21 protein-coding genes and 1 pseudogene are annotated in these 15,257 nt (G+C 67.4%); 18 read left to right on the top strand and 4 right to left on the bottom strand.

What is annotated here, in order from left to right; genetic code table 11:
* Positions 1-122 precede the first annotated feature (122 nt).
* The 9 genes and pseudogenes from RDU83_08045 to RDU83_08005 all read left to right on the top strand — a co-directional run bounded on the left by RDU83_08045 (position 123) and on the right by RDU83_08005 (position 4,954).
* A complete protein-coding gene (locus tag RDU83_08045; GenBank protein MDQ7840962.1) occupies positions 123-386 on the top strand; it encodes a DUF2283 domain-containing protein in 264 nt (87 codons plus the stop codon).
* A 388-nt stretch (positions 387-774) separates the two neighbouring features.
* Positions 775-1,179, top strand: coding sequence for a DUF433 domain-containing protein (locus RDU83_08040; protein MDQ7840961.1), 405 nt, complete (start codon positions 775-777; stop codon positions 1,177-1,179).
* Between the two features lie 179 nt (positions 1,180-1,358).
* Positions 1,359-2,891, top strand: coding sequence for a glycosyltransferase family 39 protein (locus RDU83_08035; GenBank protein MDQ7840960.1), 1,533 nt, complete (start codon positions 1,359-1,361; stop codon positions 2,889-2,891).
* A gap of 77 nt (positions 2,892-2,968) precedes the next feature.
* Positions 2,969-3,097, top strand: a pseudogene (locus RDU83_08030) (AbrB/MazE/SpoVT family DNA-binding domain-containing protein).
* A gap of 94 nt (positions 3,098-3,191) precedes the next feature.
* Positions 3,192-3,593, top strand: a complete 402-nt coding sequence (locus RDU83_08025; protein MDQ7840959.1) for a type II toxin-antitoxin system VapC family toxin — start codon at positions 3,192-3,194, stop codon at positions 3,591-3,593.
* 83 nt (positions 3,594-3,676) lie between these two features.
* Positions 3,677-3,970 (top strand): AbrB/MazE/SpoVT family DNA-binding domain-containing protein, encoded by a 294-nt coding sequence (locus RDU83_08020; protein MDQ7840958.1) that lies wholly within the window; start codon positions 3,677-3,679, stop codon positions 3,968-3,970.
* A complete protein-coding gene (locus RDU83_08015) occupies positions 3,967-4,389 on the top strand; it encodes a PIN domain-containing protein (protein MDQ7840957.1) in 423 nt (140 codons plus the stop codon). The genes RDU83_08020 and RDU83_08015 overlap by 4 nt, the downstream gene beginning before the upstream one ends.
* Positions 4,390-4,478: 89 nt before the next feature.
* The gene (locus tag RDU83_08010) at positions 4,479-4,685 is read left to right on the top strand and encodes a type II toxin-antitoxin system VapB family antitoxin (GenBank protein MDQ7840956.1); all 207 of its coding nucleotides are present in this window, start codon (positions 4,479-4,481) and stop codon (positions 4,683-4,685) included.
* Positions 4,682-4,954 (top strand): hypothetical protein, encoded by a 273-nt coding sequence (locus RDU83_08005; protein ID MDQ7840955.1) that lies wholly within the window; start codon positions 4,682-4,684, stop codon positions 4,952-4,954. The genes RDU83_08010 and RDU83_08005 overlap by 4 nt, the downstream gene beginning before the upstream one ends.
* Here RDU83_08005 and RDU83_08000 read toward each other — a convergent pair.
* The 4 genes from RDU83_08000 to RDU83_07985 form a co-directional block, all read right to left on the bottom strand.
* Complete coding sequence (locus RDU83_08000; protein MDQ7840954.1) at positions 4,951-5,376, bottom strand: putative toxin-antitoxin system toxin component, PIN family; 426 nt, start codon at positions 5,374-5,376, stop codon at positions 4,951-4,953. The two genes, RDU83_08005 and RDU83_08000, sit on opposite strands and share 4 nt — an antisense overlap.
* The gene (locus tag RDU83_07995; protein MDQ7840953.1) at positions 5,373-5,645 is read right to left on the bottom strand and encodes a type II toxin-antitoxin system Phd/YefM family antitoxin; all 273 of its coding nucleotides are present in this window, start codon (positions 5,643-5,645) and stop codon (positions 5,373-5,375) included. Before RDU83_07995 ends, RDU83_08000 begins: the two co-directional genes overlap by 4 nt.
* A gap of 80 nt (positions 5,646-5,725) precedes the next feature.
* A complete protein-coding gene (locus RDU83_07990; GenBank protein ID MDQ7840952.1) occupies positions 5,726-6,385 on the bottom strand; it encodes a type IV toxin-antitoxin system AbiEi family antitoxin domain-containing protein in 660 nt (219 codons plus the stop codon).
* Entirely contained in the window at positions 6,375-7,166 is a 792-nt protein-coding gene (locus RDU83_07985) for a nucleotidyl transferase AbiEii/AbiGii toxin family protein (protein ID MDQ7840951.1), read from the bottom strand. Before RDU83_07985 ends, RDU83_07990 begins: the two co-directional genes overlap by 11 nt.
* A gap of 132 nt (positions 7,167-7,298) precedes the next feature.
* Here RDU83_07985 and RDU83_07980 point away from each other — a divergent pair, with 132 nt between their 5' ends.
* The 9 genes from RDU83_07980 to RDU83_07940 form a co-directional block, all read left to right on the top strand.
* A complete protein-coding gene (locus tag RDU83_07980) occupies positions 7,299-8,078 on the top strand; it encodes a glycosyltransferase (GenBank protein MDQ7840950.1) in 780 nt (259 codons plus the stop codon).
* Positions 8,036-9,334, top strand: coding sequence for an oligosaccharide flippase family protein (locus RDU83_07975; GenBank protein ID MDQ7840949.1), 1,299 nt, complete (start codon positions 8,036-8,038; stop codon positions 9,332-9,334). The genes RDU83_07980 and RDU83_07975 overlap by 43 nt, the downstream gene beginning before the upstream one ends.
* 18 nt (positions 9,335-9,352) lie before the next feature.
* Complete coding sequence (locus RDU83_07970) at positions 9,353-9,679, top strand: type II toxin-antitoxin system PemK/MazF family toxin (GenBank protein ID MDQ7840948.1); 327 nt, start codon at positions 9,353-9,355, stop codon at positions 9,677-9,679.
* Positions 9,680-9,750: 71 nt separating this feature from the next.
* On the top strand, positions 9,751-9,993 hold the full coding sequence (locus RDU83_07965) for an AbrB/MazE/SpoVT family DNA-binding domain-containing protein (GenBank protein ID MDQ7840947.1): 243 nt from the start codon (positions 9,751-9,753) through the stop codon (positions 9,991-9,993).
* A 3-nt stretch (positions 9,994-9,996) separates the two neighbouring features.
* Entirely contained in the window at positions 9,997-10,332 is a 336-nt protein-coding gene (locus RDU83_07960; protein MDQ7840946.1) for a type II toxin-antitoxin system PemK/MazF family toxin, read from the top strand.
* Positions 10,329-11,423 (top strand): glycosyltransferase, encoded by a 1,095-nt coding sequence (locus RDU83_07955; protein MDQ7840945.1) that lies wholly within the window; start codon positions 10,329-10,331, stop codon positions 11,421-11,423. Before RDU83_07960 ends, RDU83_07955 begins: the two co-directional genes overlap by 4 nt.
* 42 nt (positions 11,424-11,465) lie before the next feature.
* On the top strand, positions 11,466-12,416 hold the full coding sequence (locus tag RDU83_07950; GenBank protein ID MDQ7840944.1) for a MoxR family ATPase: 951 nt from the start codon (positions 11,466-11,468) through the stop codon (positions 12,414-12,416).
* Positions 12,403-13,455: a DUF58 domain-containing protein gene (locus RDU83_07945; GenBank protein ID MDQ7840943.1), complete on the top strand. Its 1,053-nt coding sequence runs from the start codon at positions 12,403-12,405 to the stop codon at positions 13,453-13,455. Before RDU83_07950 ends, RDU83_07945 begins: the two co-directional genes overlap by 14 nt.
* The coding region (locus tag RDU83_07940; GenBank protein ID MDQ7840942.1) for a transglutaminaseTgpA domain-containing protein at positions 13,449-15,257 on the top strand (1,809 nt) is incomplete at its 3' end. The genes RDU83_07945 and RDU83_07940, both read left to right, overlap by 7 nt.

Genomic DNA, 15,257 nt, shown 5'->3' with positions numbered 1-15,257 from the left:
GTGGGGAAAAGATATCGGAGGTACAAGGGCCAGTACATCCTGGTCTGTGCCGAAGACGGCAGTCCGCGCAGGGTGATGACCGCGTATCTTGTAGATCGCTTTCGCAAGGGGGAGGTTGTGATATGGCCGGAAACGTAGGCATCAGGGCCTTCTACGATTCGGAGGCCGACATTCTTGAAATGGTGAAGGACCCCTCTCAAGTTTATGTGAGCCGCGAATTGGAGCATGGGGTATTTGTCCACATCGACCCCAAGACCAAAGAAGTGGTGGGATTTGCAATCCACCACTTCTCGCAGAATTTCTCTCAAAAACCCTCGCCTTTGCCGCTTTCGGCAACGTTCCAGCTTCTAAGCGCGACTAGGAAGGACTTTTCGTTAATGAAGTAGCCGCCTTCCTGTTCGCCTTCACGCCTACGTACCGCAGTTCTCCGCGACCTGGATGGCTTGCGCAAGCCGTTCGTGGGTACTCGGGCTCGGCCACGCCCCAATACTACATGTTGGGGATACTGGAGTGAAGTGGATACCCACTTCCGTCGTTAGCTACGGGGATCGTCCGCACTATCAAGGGGGACATGGCGCACCGGAAGCTGGGTTCCATGCCGAAGGTGGACATGGAAGCGATCGGTCGCGAGCTGCGGTGGTCGCTCGATCTCGATCAGTGATGACGCAGGTCGCCGCCGCCTTGACGCGAGGGCGGTCACCGCGTAGTGTGATGTAGTGAGGTATACTACAGCGAACGCCGGGTGCTCCACACCCGGCTACGGAGGCTTCTGTCATGCCAAGGGGCCAACCCTTCAGCATACGGCTCGCGGATGAAACCCTCAGGGAGGTCAGGGCTCTTGGCAGACTCCTGGACCGTCCTGCGAGCAGGGTGGCTTCCATCCTGATCGAAGAAGGCCTTCGCCAGCGGCGGTGCCCGGGTATCGTCTTCACGGACGGCCCCACCGGCCGGCGTGCGACCGTGGCAGGGACCGGGGTTGATGTATGGGAGGTAGTCCGGGTCTTGGGGGTCTGTGCCGGGGACGTCGAGGCAGTGGTGCAGACGCTGCCCCAGTTGTCGCGGCGTCAGGTCGACGCGGCCCTGCACTACTACAGCTGCTACCCGCGGGAGATAGATGACCGCCTCGCGCTCGAGAAGAGGGTCGAGGAAGAGATAGCCCTTCGGCATCCCGCGGGCTAGTGGGCGCGGAAGGGCCTCACTCACTGGGGGATCGTGCTGGTTAGCGAGCGAACCGTCTCTCAGCGGTCGGTGGGCGATCTCTCTCTCGCCCTCGAGTGCCTTGCTGCGGAGTTCCCGGGTGAGGACGCGCTGGTGGACCAGGTCCTCTTCCTAACAAGAGGAGAGGGGCAGGGAGCGCCATGACCGGGAGGGCTGTCGGCATCGGTTGGGCCGCGGTCGTGGTCCTATCCGCCGGGTTACGGCTGTGGGGGCTGACCGCGAAGTCGCTGTGGTTCGACGAGACCGTCAGCGTCTTCCTGGCCTCTCAGCCGCTGGAGCGCATGCTGGCCCTGGTGGCTGCGAACGACCCGCACCCGCCGCTGCACTACCTGCTGCTGCACTTCTGGATGGCGTTCTTCGGGAGCGGCGAGGCCGCGGTGCGTGTTCTGTCCGTGCTGATCAGCGTGCCGGTCGTCGCCGTGACCTGGGCCTTTGGCCGCCGCCTGGTCGGCGCGGGCCCGGCGCTTTTCGCCGCGCTGCTGGTGGCAGTGGCGCCTTCGCAGGTGGCCGCCGGGCAGGAAGCCCGGATGTACGGGCTGCTGACGCTGACCGCCCTGCTCTCGTGGTGGGCGCTGTGGGGGGCGGCATCCGGCGGCGACAGACGCGACGATGGCGGCATCTCTGGGGACCGCAGGGCGTGGGTCACCTACGCGGTCGCCACCGCGGCGATGCTGTATTCCCACTACTTCGGGTTCTTCGTTGTCGCTTCGCAGATGGGCTACCTCATCTGGAGGCGCACGGACTCGGAACAGTGGCGGCGTTGGGTCTATGCCTCCTTGGGGGTCGTGCTTCTCTTCCTTCCCTGGATGCCGTGCTTCATACAGCAGCTCGCAGGAGGCCGGGCATGGCCCGCGCACCGGGTTCCGCTTGCGCCAACCACCCTGGTTGACACGCTGGCGGCAATGACAGTAGGCCGGCCGATCCTGGACCATTGGGGTCCCAAGCTAACCACGATCCAGGCCGCGGGGACGCCCTGGATCGCCGTGATCGGGTTGATCGCGGCAGTTGCACTGGTGGTCGCGGCTGTTCGCGGTTCCAACATTCGGCGCGATACCATCGCCCCACTGATCGCCGCTGCGCTCGGGCCGCCGGTTCTCGCGTTCGCGGTCTCGCTGGGACTCAACGTCTACGCACCGCGCTACCTGCTCTTCATCGTGCCTCCGGTGGCGCTGCTGGTGGCCGGTGGGGCTGCGGCATTGGCCGGCGGCCCGAAGCGATGGGGAATCGTCGCTGGCCTGCTGCTGCCGATCCTCGTGCTCATTCCAAACGCCGCAGGCACGATGGCATTCCACCGTCAGCCCCGCCTGGACGTCTTCGACTGGCGCCTGGTCTCACGCACGCTCGCCGAGCAGGCGCGGCCCGACGATGCGATCGCCTTTCTGCCGGGGTTCTCGCGGATCCCTGTCAACTACTACTTCCACGGTCCACAGCCGCGCATCGTGTTGACGCCGCGGGGCGAGGGGGACGTCGAAGGGCCGGGTGGCGCGGGCCTGGCGCAGGTTGCCGACGGGCTGGCGCGGCACCAGCGCGTGTGGATCCTGACCGTGCCGCCGGTGCCGCCTGCGGTTGGAGCCCTGCTGGAGGCCCTGGGCAGCAGGGGGTTCGAGGTCCGGCGTCAGGAGGCCGTCAATATGGTCCGGCTGATTCTGGTGGAGCGGCTGCAGGATAAGTGAGCGCTTGACGACCTCTGGGAGCGGGCGTTAAACTACTTGGTAGGTTGTTTAACGATCTCCAGAACAGGAGAACGATCATGGCCGTCGTTAAATCCTCGCCTAAGGGGCAGGTGGTGATCCCGGCCCATCTGCGCGAGAAGATCGGGCTCCGGCCTGGGAGCATGGTCCTGGTGACCCCGGCCGGCGGCCGCAGGGTGGTGATCGAGCCGGTTCCCGACGATCCGATCGAGGCCGCCTGCGGCATGCTCCAGGGCGGTCCTCCCCTGACCGAGGTTCTGATCGAAGAGAGGAGACGGGACAATGCCCGCGGCGCAACGCTGGGTGCTCGATTCCTTCGCGCTACTGGCCTTCCTCAACAGAGAACAGGGGTTCGAAAAGGTGCGGCGGCTCCTGCGCGCCGCCGCAGAGGAGCCTCTCCTGATGAACGAGATCAACATCGGTGAAGTGTACTGCATCACGGCGCGGGGGCGGTCTCTGGAACAGGCGGACGAGGTCCTTCGCCGGATCGAGACTCTGCCGATCCGGGCCGTGTCCAACTCCTTCGACGATGTGCTCGATGCCGCCAGGATCAAGGCCCGGTTTCCCATCGCGTATGCCGATGCCTTTGCCGTGGCCACCGCGATCAGGGAAGATGCGGTGCTTGTCACAGGTGATCCCGAGTTCCGGTCAGCCGCGCAACTTGTGAGGATCGACTGGCTCTGATTGCGCCGAAGTGTCGGATGCGGTCATAGAGTTTGATCGTATGACTTCAGCGGATATGTTATACTCCTCCCGGGAGGGATACCATGCCGACACTCGTGGGAACCAAGGGTCAGGTTGTCATTGAGAGGGAGATCCGCAATCGGTTGGGGATCCGGCCCGGGGCCGTTGCGATCCAGACGCTTGTTGGCGACCGCGTGGAGATCCGCTTCGTCCCACCTGCTCACAGCGAGTCGCTTTTCGGGGTGCTCTCCAGCCACCTCAGTCGGGGTGCGGCTACACGGGCGTGGTCGGAGGTCAAGCGCGCGGCGTGGGAGGCGGCCGCGAAGGACAAGGAGCGGACCCCGTCGCGCCGTAGGCAGACACGGCGATCGCCATGACGGGTCCCAGCGGGGTACTGGACGCATCGTTCATCGTACGCTACCTGACCGGTCAGCCCGCAGAACAGGCGGGGCGCGCGCGCGGTCTCATTGACAGCAACCTGGTGCTGGGCGTTACCGACGTCGGAATCGTCGAGTCCGCGTACGTCCTCACCAGCGTCTACGGCATGCCGCGGGAAGCGGTTGTTGACGCTCTCGTAGCCCTGATCCAGCGACGAAACATCATGGTGCTGGGCGCCGAGGCGGAATACGTTCTGCTCGGACTGATCATGTGCCGCGCGTCAGGGCGGATCTCGTTCGGGGACGCGATGATCTGGGCAGCAGCCCGGTCGCTGGGAGTGCCGGCTGTCTACACCTTCGATGAACGGTTCCCATCCGAGGGGGTGGCGCTGCTCTCCGGCAAGAATGAGGGTATGTGACCGGTTCCGATGAGGCTAGGCGAGATGGCTTCCGTGTTCCGTTCCGCCGCGGCCTGGTGTATAGCCAGGTGTATCGGGAGGTGTATGACATGCCGCGCATGATGGTGACGATTGACGACGCGCTGCTTGCCGAGGCACGGCGGCTGACGGGCGCCCGCACGAAGCGGGAGACCATTGAGATGGCGCTTCGAGAAGCCGTCCGGCGCCGCAAGCTCGCGGAGCTAGCCGCGATGGCGGGCCGGGTGAACATTCGCCTCACGCGACGGCAGCTCGATGCCATGCGCGCCGGGCGGTGAGGCACGCTGCCGCGCTGGCCGAGGGCCTTGTTGTGACGGCGTCGCCTGTCGTGGTGGAACTGCCGGCCGGGTTGGATGAGCGTCTTCCGGCCCATGCCGCGGCCGTCGAACGGATTCGGGCAATGGAGCTGCTCGACGCCTCGTGGGAGGCGTGCGCCGCCGCGGGTCTCGCCCGCGCCCGGGACTGCGAGATCTGGCATGCGGGAGACCGGCACTTCGCCTTGATCGAGCGGGCAGGTGGTCCACGGCAGCGTGATGTCTCGGGCTAGCCCTCTTCCTCGCTGCGAGCGTACCGCCCCACGAACTGCCGGGAGGTGAGGATACGGATCCCCTGGAACTCGCGTAGCGCCAGGAGGTGCCGGTCGCCGGAGACGATGACATCGGCCCCACCGGCCATCGCGGCTTCCAGCACCATGTTGTCGGCGGGATCGTCGGCGATGATGCGCAGGCGCGCCGACGGCAGGACGATGTGCTCCGGACGGTGGAGCCAGGCCAGCACCGCCGGCAGCAGGGGATGCGCTGCGACAGGCTGTAGCTTACGGTAGCGGAGCACTGCGACCAGTTCGTTCAGGAGGTCGGGCGTGGTGATCAGGTGGTGCCTGCCCGCAACGGTCGCCAGAAGGACGCGCCGCGGAGGGCCATCCCAGCCGATGGCCGAGACCAGTGTGTTGGTGTCGAGGACAATCCTCACCGCCGACGGGCTGCGCGGACGGCCTCTTCGACAACGCGCGGAGCCAGCCGAGCCCGCCGGACATCCGCGGCAATGGCGGTCAGGGCTGCCTCCAGCCGAGCCCGCGCCGCATCTTCCTCGACCCGGCGGAGCCGCTCGTACTCCTCGGCGGACAGCAGGACGGCCTGGTCGGCGCCACGGCGGCCGAGCACGACGGTTTCACCCGCCCGCGCCTGACGGAGGAGCGCGCCTAGCTTCTTCCGGGCTTCCTCTACGGGAACATATCGCATACGGATCACCTTAAGGTATATCGTAAGGTATTCCCATCGGGTATGCAAGGGGCTCGGGGGCACGCGCCTGGGCAGAACCGTCAATCGTCGCTTCTTGGGAGACCACGGGACCTCTCCCGACTTCTCCGTCTGAGCGCCTCCAGACGTGCCGAGGCATATTCACGGATGTTCCTGTAGGGAATCTGCTCCACCCACTCAGCGGCGCGGCGAAAGCTGAACTTCTCGCCGAAACCGATCTCCGGAAAGTGCGCGAAGCGCCTCCCCCTCCTGCTCGATAGGTACAGGCAATCCACCAGCGCCTTCTCGGGGCCGGCAATGAGGAACTCCTGCCGGCCGCGGTACCAGTCGAAGCCGGCGAAGAAGCGCGGATGGATGCGATGGAAGGAGTAGGATCCCGCCGGTGTCCTTCTGATCCTGGGGTGCCCGGTCGTGGCGACATAGACGACCTGCGGGATCTGCTCGATGAGCCCGTGAAGATGCAGGGCAGAGAAGAAGGAGACATACGCCTGGTGGCCGCCGGCCAGGTAGGGCACCAGCGCAAGAGGCGTGAACCGCGGATCGGTCGGGACGCACCAGATGCCCCGCGCCGGACTGACGAGCAGGCCCTGCCGTTCCATCCGCCTCAGCGCCTGGCTCGTGGCCGAGACCGAACCCCCGCGAACTGCCGCGACCTCCCGGGTCGTGAACACCGGTCGGCCGATGGCCTGGATGGCCTGTGGGACGGAGATCCTACCGGTCATCCTGAGCCCTCTGCTCAAGAAGGGCGACCGCGCGAAGTCGGATCTCGTCCCAGATCTGACTCGAATCATGCGCGGCTCGATCCTCGGGCCCGAGGAAGGCCACGACGGTGTCCCGGTATTGTTCGTAGCCCACCGCGAAGATTCTCTCCCGGGCGACTTGGGCCATTGATCGTGGGATGCCATCAGCGAGATTGACGTTCGCGATTTCTGGGTGCGTGCTCAGCATGTAGAGGTCGAAGATATCCCTCCCTTGCACATGATGCCTGGAGGCCAGGGCCCGAATCTTCTGGCGGACCGCCGCAGGCGCCGTGTAGTGGGGCGCGATCAGGGGAGTCATGCGGTAGGCTGCAAGCACCGAGGCCGAGATGGCTTCCGATCGGAGCGGCGAGTCCAACCCGCGTCTTGAGAACTCAACTTTGGTAGACAGGTCTTCCCCTGCAGACGTGATGAGGTGCACCTTGAATCGCTGCACCGTTTCGGTCTGCTTGGCGCGCGAGATGGCCGGAGGCTCGATGCGCTCGATCCCGAAGGTCCGCAGGGTATCGGCCAGTGCGGAGGAGGTGAGGATCGCCATGACCTTGTCGCGCAGCACGTGGACCTCGATGCCGGCCGCATCGAGGTCCATGTCTTCGGAGTAGCGGATGCTTCCGAAGAAGAAGCGAAGATTGCCCCCGCCTTTCACGACAAAGGCCGACAGAGGCACCGAGCGAGCGAGCGCCCGCAGGAACGCCAGGTGAAAGATCTCCCGTTTCTGGAGAGGATTGAAGGTCACATTATGCATTCTAACTCAGATTTCCATAAATTCAAGTACATAATAAAACGTCCGGGACGGAGTTGAGGTTCAGGGGCGACGCGGCGCCAAGGCACCGCGTACGGCGCAGGAATCGGCTCCGGCGAGACGAACCCGGCAGGAGTGGCCGTCTGGATCGTGCTCCCCGCCTACAACGAGGCCGCCGGGCTGCCGCCGCTGCTGGAAGCAATCGAGGCCCTCGGCAGGCGGCTTGCGGACATGGCGGCCGTGCGTGTCGTCGTGGTGGACGACGGCAGCACCGACGGGACCGGCGAGCTCGCGCAGGGCTTCGCGGGCCGCATCCCCCTGACCGTGCTGGTTCATCGACGAAACCGTGGCCTGGCCGCCGCGATCCGCACCGGCCTGGAGCACGCCTGCCGCGAGGCGGCGCCGGATGGGCCAGCGGGCGTCATCGTCACCATGGATGCCGACAACACACACTCGCCCGAGCAGATCCCGGCGATGCTCGAGGCGCTGCGCGGCGGGGCCGACGTGGTCATCGCGTCACGCTACGTCCACGGCGCGGTTCAGGCCGGAGTTCCACCGCACCGCGCACTTCTCAGCGCCGGGGTGGGATGGCTGCTCCGCCTGCGCTTCGGGCTACACGGGGTCCGCGACTACTCGTGCGGGTACCGCGCCTACCGCGCCGAGTTGCTGGGGCAGGCGCTGGCGGCTTACGGGCCGCGCCTGATCGAGTCGGCCGGGTTCGTGGTGATGACCGAACTGCTGGTCAAGCTCGCGGTCTTCCGGCCGCGCATCGTTGAGGTGCCGCTCGACCTGCGCTACGACCGCAAGGCCGGCCGCAGCAAGATGCCCGCGGCCAGGACCATACTCGGCTACCTGCGGCTCATCGCCACACGATCGCCCCGGGTTCCTGGGTCTCCCCCGGAGGGGACGCGCTGAACGAGCTCCGCGGCCTCCTGCGGCACAGTCTGGCCCAGAACGCGCTGGTGCTGTACTGGGCACACCTGGCCAACTACTTGCTGCCGCTCGTCACCGTGCCGTACCTTGCCCGCGTGCTGGGGCCGGCCGGCTGGGGCCGTCTGGCGATGGCTCTGGCCTTGGGCATCTACATCACGCATATGGTGGAGTACGGCTTTCACCTGTCGGCCACACGCGAGGTCGCCCGTTCCAGGGGCGATCGTGCCCGGCTGGCAGATCTCGCAGCAGGGGTGCTGGGTGCGCGGGCGCTGCTGGCGGTGCTCATCCTCCCGATTCCACTCATGCTGGCGGCTCGGCTGCCGGTTCTGGGAGAGCATCCCGGGCTGCTCTGGGGCGCGTACCTCTGGGGGATCGCCCAGGGTTCCTCGTTCGGATGGTACCTGGTGGGGATGGAGCGGATGCGGCAGGCCGCGCTGCTCGACACCGGGACAAGAGCCCTGGCGACCGTGGGCATCTTCGTTCTGGTGCGCGCGCCGGAGGATGCGGCCCTGGTGCTGTTGCTGCAGGCGGCCGCGGGCTTCCTGGCCTTCTGCGGCGGGTGGTTCATGATCCGCCGCGAGGCGCCGATCCGGTGGCCCGCCTGGCAGGCGACCCAGGACGCGCTGCGCATGGGCTGGAGCATGTTCGTCTTCCGCGCATCGGCAGGCCTCTACACAGCCGGCAACGCTTTCATCCTGGGCCTGTTCGCGCCGCCCCAGGTTGTGGGCTACTACGCGGGCGCGGAGAAGATCGGCAGGGCCATAATTGGGCTGCTGGGTCCGGCAGGTCAGGCGCTCTACCCGCGCGTCAGCCGCCTGGCCGACCACGCGCGCACCGAGGCGCTCCGGATGGTCCGGTTGGGGTTGGCCGCGATGGGACTGGGCGGAGTGCTGCTGGGGGTCGCGGCCTTCCTGGGGGCGCCGGTCTTGGTTCGCCTGCTCTTGGGCCCGGGGTTCGAGCCCGCGGTCGCGGTGCTGCGCGTGCTGGCACTGGTCCCACCCCTGGCCGCGGCCAGCAACGTCCTGGGCATCCAGTGGATGCTCCCGCTCGGGCTGGATCGGCCCTTCACCCGGATCGTCATCGGGGCAGGGTTGCTCAATCTGGCGCTGGCGATCTGGCTCGCGCCTTCGTTTGGGGGGAGGGGGATGGCCTGGGCCGTGGTGGCGGCCGAGGCGTTTGCCGCAGTGGGGATGTGGTTGTATCTGCGGAGCAGACGCCTGGATCCGCTTCAGGGATGAGGACGCTGCTGGCGACCTGTGCCCTTCCCGTTCACGGATGCACGCGGCGAGCACCTTCGGCCTGCGCTCGTCATCAGCACCCGCGAGTACCATGCCGGGTGCGCCGACTGCATCGTAGCAATGATAACGAGCCGCATCGAGGCACCCCGGAGGCCGGAAGACCATCTGGTGCAGGGATGGGAGGCGTCGGGGCTGCTTCATCCGTCGGTAGTACGGGCCAAGATTACGACGATTTCCCGTCAAGTCATCCGCCGCAGGCTCGGACGTCTGCCGACGGGCGACCTCGACGAGTTCGTCCGAGGGCTGGCCGCGGTCGTCGGGATCACGCATCGCGACGAGGCGTGATGGCGCGGATTGCTGACTCATGAACCGCACGCGTGGTATACTCATTGTATAGTCCGCTGAAGGAGGACCCAATGAAGACGCGCGTTCAGCGATGGGGCAACAGCCTTGCAGTGCGAATTCCCAAGGCCTTTGCCGCCGACGTCGGCTTGGAGGACGACTCTCCCGTTGTGCTTCGGCTGCATCGAGGAAGGCTCATCGTTGAGCCGGCTGTCCCAACTCCGCCCAGTCTGGATGAACTGCTGCGCGGCGTCCGGAAGAGCAATTTGCATCGCGAAGTGGACACCGGCCCTTCGCAAGGGAACGAGGCCTGGTAGGCCATGGCCAAGGTACCGGATCGAGGAGACGTGGTCTGGGTTTCCATGAATCCGCGGACGGGGCGCGAACAGGCGGGGCGACGGCCGGCGCTGGTGATGTCGCCTGGCGCGTACAATGGCAAGGTTGGTTTGGCCATCCTGTGCCCCATCACCAGCCAAGTGAAGGGGTACCCGTTCGAGGTTCAGATCCCTGAGGGGCTTCCAATCCAAGGTGTGATCCTTTCCGACCAGGCGAAGAGCCTGGACTGGAAGGCCCGGGAGGCGGAGTGGATCTGCACGCTTCCGGGTGACACGGTGCAGGAGGCCTTGCTCAAGCTTGCAACGCTGCTGTCACAATGATGATGCCCCAACCCCCAGGCCTGTCGGTTGTCATTCCCACCCGCAACGAGCGGGAGAACATCCCGCGCCTCCTGGTTGCGCTGCGGACCGCGCTGGGATCCGTTGACCATGAACTGGTCTTCGTGGACGACAGCACCGACGGGACGGACGCGGTGCTGGCCGAGGCAGCGCGGGCGGACCCCAGGATCACGGTGCATCACCGCGAGCGGGGAGACGGCCTGGCCGGCGCGGTGGTGGCGGGGTTTCGCATCGGCCGTGGCGAGGTGCTCGGGGTGCTGGACGCCGACCTTCAGCACCCCCCCGAGGTGTTGGCGGCCCTGATGCGCCACCTGGAGGAGGAGCACGCCGACCTGGCCGTGGCCTCGCGCTACCTGCCCGGCGCGGCCCGGCCCGGGCTGTCGCCCTGGCGGCGGCTGGTCTCGCAGGCCACACGGCTGCTCGCCTGGGCGCTGCTCGGCGCCGCGCGGCGTAGCAGCGATCCCCTCTCGGGCTGCTTCGTGGTGCGCCGGAGCGTGGTGGAGGGGGTAACGCTCCAACCGGTAGGGTTCAAGATCCTGCTGGAGATCCTGGCGCGCGGCCGGTACCGGCGCGTGGCCGAGGTCCCCTACGTCTTCGAGGCGCGCGGCGCAGGAGAGACCAAGGCGACGCTCCGGCAGGGGCTCGACCTGTTTCGCCACATTGCGGTTCTCGTCACGGCCAGCCCCGCGGACTCGCGGCTGTGGAAGTTCCTACTCGTGGGCGCCAGCGGCGTGGCCGTCAACATGGTCGTGTTCTGGTTGCTCACGCAACGGCTGGGCGTTCACTACATGCAGGCGGGCGTTGCAGCGGGTCTGGTTTCGACGTTTACCAACTTCCTGCTGAACAATGCCTACACTTGGGCCGACCGCAAGGAAGGGGCCTTGTCCTCCTTCTTGCAGCGGATGGGCAGGTACTATATGGCCACCTGGTTGGGCTACCTGATCTACCTGGGGTTCCTCTGGGGGCTGACGCACGTCGGGCTGATACCGATGCTCTCGAACCTCATCGCCATCGGCCTCGGCGGGTTGCTGAACTTCGTGGTGCACAATGTCTGGACCTGGCGCCAGCGGTGATACAGGTGACATATATGTTGACACTGGTCAGGGTGGCCCCCGATGCTCGCTGACCAGATCGCCCGGCTGCGCGAGAGCATCGGCCGCGTCATCCTGGGCAAAGACGCGGTCATTGACCTGGTGCTGGTGGCCCTGCTCTCCCGTGGGCACGTGCTGTTGCGCGACGTGCCCGGCGTGGGCAAGACCATGCTGGCCCGGGCCCTGGCCCGTTCGATCGGCGGGGAGTTCACGCGCATCCAGTGCACTCCGGACCTGCTGCCCTCTGATGTGCTCGGTACCTCGATCATTGACCCACGCACCTTCGAGACCCGGTTCGTGCCCGGCCCGATCTTCGCCAACGTGGTCCTGGTGGACGAACTGAACCGCGCCACGCCGCGCACGCAGTCGTCCTTCCTGGAGCCGATGGACGAGGGGCAGGTCACGGCCGACGGCCAGGCGCGGCGGCTGCCGCACCCGTTCTTCTTGATCGCCACGCTCAATCCGACCGAGCATCACGGGACCTATCCTCTGCCGGAAGGCCAGCTCGACCGCTTCGCGATGGCCACATCGCTGGGATACCCCCCGCTGGAGGCGGAGCGCGCGATGCTGGCCGGTCACGCCGGGCACCATCCCATCGAGACGGTCACGCCGGTGGTGGCGCCTTCCGAGGTGCTGGCTATGCAAGAAGCCGCGGCGGCGATCGTGGTCAGCCCGGCGGTGCGCGAGTACGTGCTGGCGGTTACCGGCGCAACCCGGGACCACCCTTCGGTTGCGCTCGGCTGCAGCCCTCGCGGCGGCTTGGCCCTGGTGCGCGCAGCGCAGGCGCGGGCTGCGCTGGCCGGCCGCTCGTTCGTCACCCCCGACGATGTGAAGGCGCTGGCGGTCCCACTGATGGCCCACCGGATGGTTCTTCGATCACAGGCCGGACCGGCATCCTCGGCTGAGGCCGTGATCGTGGAGATCCTGGCGCAGACGCCGGTGCCGGTCTTCGAGGCGCCTCGTGCCGACGCGTGAGGGCACCGCCACGCTGCTGCTGGCGGGCGCGGTCTTTCTGCTTGCGACCAACCTGGCCTCCGGGCTCCTCTTCGTTCTCGACGCCCTGCTGGTCTCGCTGCTCTTCGTCGGCGCGGCCACGGCGCATGTTCCTCTGCGCCGGCTGAGCATTGAGCAGCGGACTCCGGCCCGGGGGGTAGAGGGCGTTCCCCTGCCGGTTGAGATCACGCTGGAATCCGCCCGGGGCGGCCGGTTCCTCGTTGTTGAGGGTGGATGGTCGGGCGCGCGGGCGCGGGCCCTGCTACCGCATGTAATCCCCGGCATCCGGCTCACGGTTGACCTGACGGTTGTGCCGCCCGGCCGCGGTCGGTTCGCGCTCGACGCGGTGACGGTGGCGTCCCGGGGGCCGCTGGGCCTGTTCGCGGCGCGCCGCAAGGTTCCGTCCACCGGCCGGGGCGGCGCCTCCGGAGGGGTCAGCGTCTCCGGAGGGGTCACGATCTGGCCGCGGACCCGACCGGTGCCCTCAGGGGTGATGGCGCACCTGATCCCGGTACTCGAAGGTGGGTCCTCGGGCGCGCGTACGCGGCAGGCCGAGGACCTCTACGGCGTGCGGGACTACAGGCGGGGTGACAATCCTGCCCACATCCACTGGAGATCTTCGGCGCGGCGCGGGGCCCTGGTCGTCCGTGAGTTCGAGCGGCCGGTGACGCCCGGCGCCGCGATCGTCGTTGACCTCGATCGCCGGCAGAGCGCGGAGCAACTGGACGCCGTCGTGCGCGCGGCGGCCTCGCTCTTCCAGGCGGCACTCGACCGGGAGGCGGACGTCGTGCTGGCCGGATGGGAGGAGGGGGTAGTTCAGCACCGCGGCCGCGAGGCGGCGATGGACTGGCTGGCCGGCGTGGCTCCCTGCGCGCCGCCGGTGGCAGAGGTGCTCCCGCAACTGGCCGCGTCCGGCCGCCACCTGATTGTCGTGACCGCTCTTTCCGGTAGCGGATCGTGGCCCGGCGGACCTGCCTCAGTCCTCGTCTGCTTGGAGGATGGGACGGTGCAGGCGTGGTAGGTTGGCGCCGCCTCGTGGACACCGGTGCGCCAGAGCACTCGGTGCCGCTCCGGTTGTGGACCATGGCCTCGGTGGTCGTGAGCATCATGGCGGTGACCGCCCACGACGACTTCCTGGAGCACCGCCTGATAGTCCCGGTCCTGGTCGCCGCCGGGTTCGCGTTCTCCCACTGGCGCCGCGGGAAGCGCAACTGGTGGGTCAAGCTGATTCTGGCCGCGCTGTGCCTGCAGGTGGGCTGGCAGTTCCTGCGCGACGTCTACGCCGATCCCTTCCACACAAGCGTACCGCTCACGGTGCTGCTGCTCTGGCTGCAGACGCTGCACTCGTTCGATGTGCCGGCGAGGCGCGACCTGCTGTTCAGCCTGCTTTCGTCGGTGATCCTCATGGCGGTGGCCGCGGCGTTCGGCCGGGACCTGACCTACCTGTTCTACCTTGTGCCGTATGCCCTGGCCGCGGTCCAGGTGTTGGTGCACAACGCCTGGCAGGCCGCGGTGGAGGCCGCCTCGCCCCCCGGCGGAGCGCCCGGCAGGCCGGCGCGAATGGTTTCTGGATCGGGAACCGGTCCACGGCTCTGGGGGATGATGCCGGCGGCCAACCACCTGCTGATAGTGGTGCTGTTGGTGGCCGGCGTGGTTTTCGCGCTCACCCCGCGCTACGAGGGGATGCGCCTGGTCACGCTGCCGTTCTCGCCCCAGCGCCTGCTGCTGGATTTCTTTGCCGGCCGGATCTTCAACCCGGCCTACCCGGATGGGGGCGATGACAGCGGCGCGCAGCGGCTCTGGAACCCACGCGGGTACTTCGGCTTCGGCACCACCGTTGATCTGCGCCTGCGCGGTCGGCTCGACGACACCGTGGTCATGCGTGTGCGGTCCACCCACCAGTTCAACTGGCGGGCGCTGGTGTTCGACACCTACACCGGAGCCGGGTGGAAGATCGGCGACAACCGTGTACACGAGGCAGAGGGCAGCTTCCCGCCGATCAACCTGGGCCACCGGCAGGACGAGGTCCTCCGCTACGGCGCGCGGCCGATTCGGGTCACGCAGTCGTTCTTCATTGAGGCGGAGCAGCCCAACGTGGTCTTTGCCGCGCCGGTGGCGGAGAGTCTCTACCTGTCCACCGCCCGGGTCTACCTCGACCGGTACGGCGCGATCAGGTTGTCGTCCACGCTCAGGGCCGGCACGGTTTACTCGGTGGTATCGCGGGCACTGATCCCCGACCCTGGGCGTCTGCGCGGCGCTCAGGGCGAGGTACCCGCCGACCTGCGGGAGCGCTACATGGTACTGCCGCCGATCCCGGAGCGGGTGCACGACCTGGCCCGCCGGCTGGTAGCAGATCAGCCCACGACCTACGACCGTGTCATCGCAATCAACCGTCACCTGTGGGCCGAGTACCGGTACGACCTGACCATACCCCCGCAGCGACGGCCCGGCGACGCGGTGGACCACTTCCTGTTTGAGGAGCGGCGGGGCTACTGCGAGCAGTTTGCGAGCGCGATGGTCGTGCTGCTGCGGGCCGCGGAGATCCCGGCCCGGTTGGTCACCGGATACGCTCCGGGGACGCTCAACCCGCTGACCGGGTTGTACGAAGTCCGCAACAGCGACGCCCATGCCTGGGTGGAGGTGTTCTTCCCCGGGGTGGGGTGGGTGGAGTTCGAGCCGACGCCGGGGTTCCCGGATACGGCGACCATGGGCGCGCCGGCGCTGCGGCGCTGGGTATGGCAGGATGCGGCCGAGTTGCTCCGCGCGCGGCTCCAGGTGCTGGCCGCCCGTTCGCCGGCCGCGGCGCGCGCGCTGGAGGCGGCA

This window comes from bacterium (assembly GCA_031082185.1).
In the GTDB taxonomy this organism is placed as follows: domain Bacteria; phylum Sysuimicrobiota; class Sysuimicrobiia; order Sysuimicrobiales; family Humicultoraceae; genus VGFA01.
The sequence above is the reverse complement of the archived record's forward strand: the minus strand, read 5'-3'. Positions and strand labels throughout refer to the sequence as shown.

Bases quoted from the DNA above. Each gene is read 5' to 3' on its own strand.
- RDU83_08045 (MDQ7840962.1), top strand. From the start codon at position 123: ATGGCCGGAAACGTAGGCATCAGGGCCTTCTACGATTCGGAGGCCGAC.
- RDU83_08040 (MDQ7840961.1), top strand. From the start codon at position 775: ATGCCAAGGGGCCAACCCTTCAGCATACGGCTCGCGGATGAAACCCTC.
- RDU83_08035 (MDQ7840960.1), top strand. From the start codon at position 1,359: ATGACCGGGAGGGCTGTCGGCATCGGTTGGGCCGCGGTCGTGGTCCTA.
- RDU83_08025 (MDQ7840959.1), top strand. From the start codon at position 3,192: ATGCCCGCGGCGCAACGCTGGGTGCTCGATTCCTTCGCGCTACTGGCC.
- RDU83_08020 (MDQ7840958.1), top strand. From the start codon at position 3,677: ATGCCGACACTCGTGGGAACCAAGGGTCAGGTTGTCATTGAGAGGGAG.
- RDU83_08015 (MDQ7840957.1), top strand. From the start codon at position 3,967: ATGACGGGTCCCAGCGGGGTACTGGACGCATCGTTCATCGTACGCTAC.
- RDU83_08010 (MDQ7840956.1), top strand. From the start codon at position 4,479: ATGCCGCGCATGATGGTGACGATTGACGACGCGCTGCTTGCCGAGGCA.
- RDU83_07995 (MDQ7840953.1), bottom strand. From the start codon at position 5,645: ATGCGATATGTTCCCGTAGAGGAAGCCCGGAAGAAGCTAGGCGCGCTC.
- RDU83_07990 (MDQ7840952.1), bottom strand. From the start codon at position 6,385: ATGACCGGTAGGATCTCCGTCCCACAGGCCATCCAGGCCATCGGCCGA.
- RDU83_07985 (MDQ7840951.1), bottom strand. From the start codon at position 7,166: ATGCATAATGTGACCTTCAATCCTCTCCAGAAACGGGAGATCTTTCAC.
- RDU83_07965 (MDQ7840947.1), top strand. From the start codon at position 9,751: ATGAAGACGCGCGTTCAGCGATGGGGCAACAGCCTTGCAGTGCGAATT.
- RDU83_07960 (MDQ7840946.1), top strand. From the start codon at position 9,997: ATGGCCAAGGTACCGGATCGAGGAGACGTGGTCTGGGTTTCCATGAAT.
- RDU83_07955 (MDQ7840945.1), top strand. From the start codon at position 10,329: ATGATGATGCCCCAACCCCCAGGCCTGTCGGTTGTCATTCCCACCCGC.
- RDU83_07950 (MDQ7840944.1), top strand. From the start codon at position 11,466: ATGCTCGCTGACCAGATCGCCCGGCTGCGCGAGAGCATCGGCCGCGTC.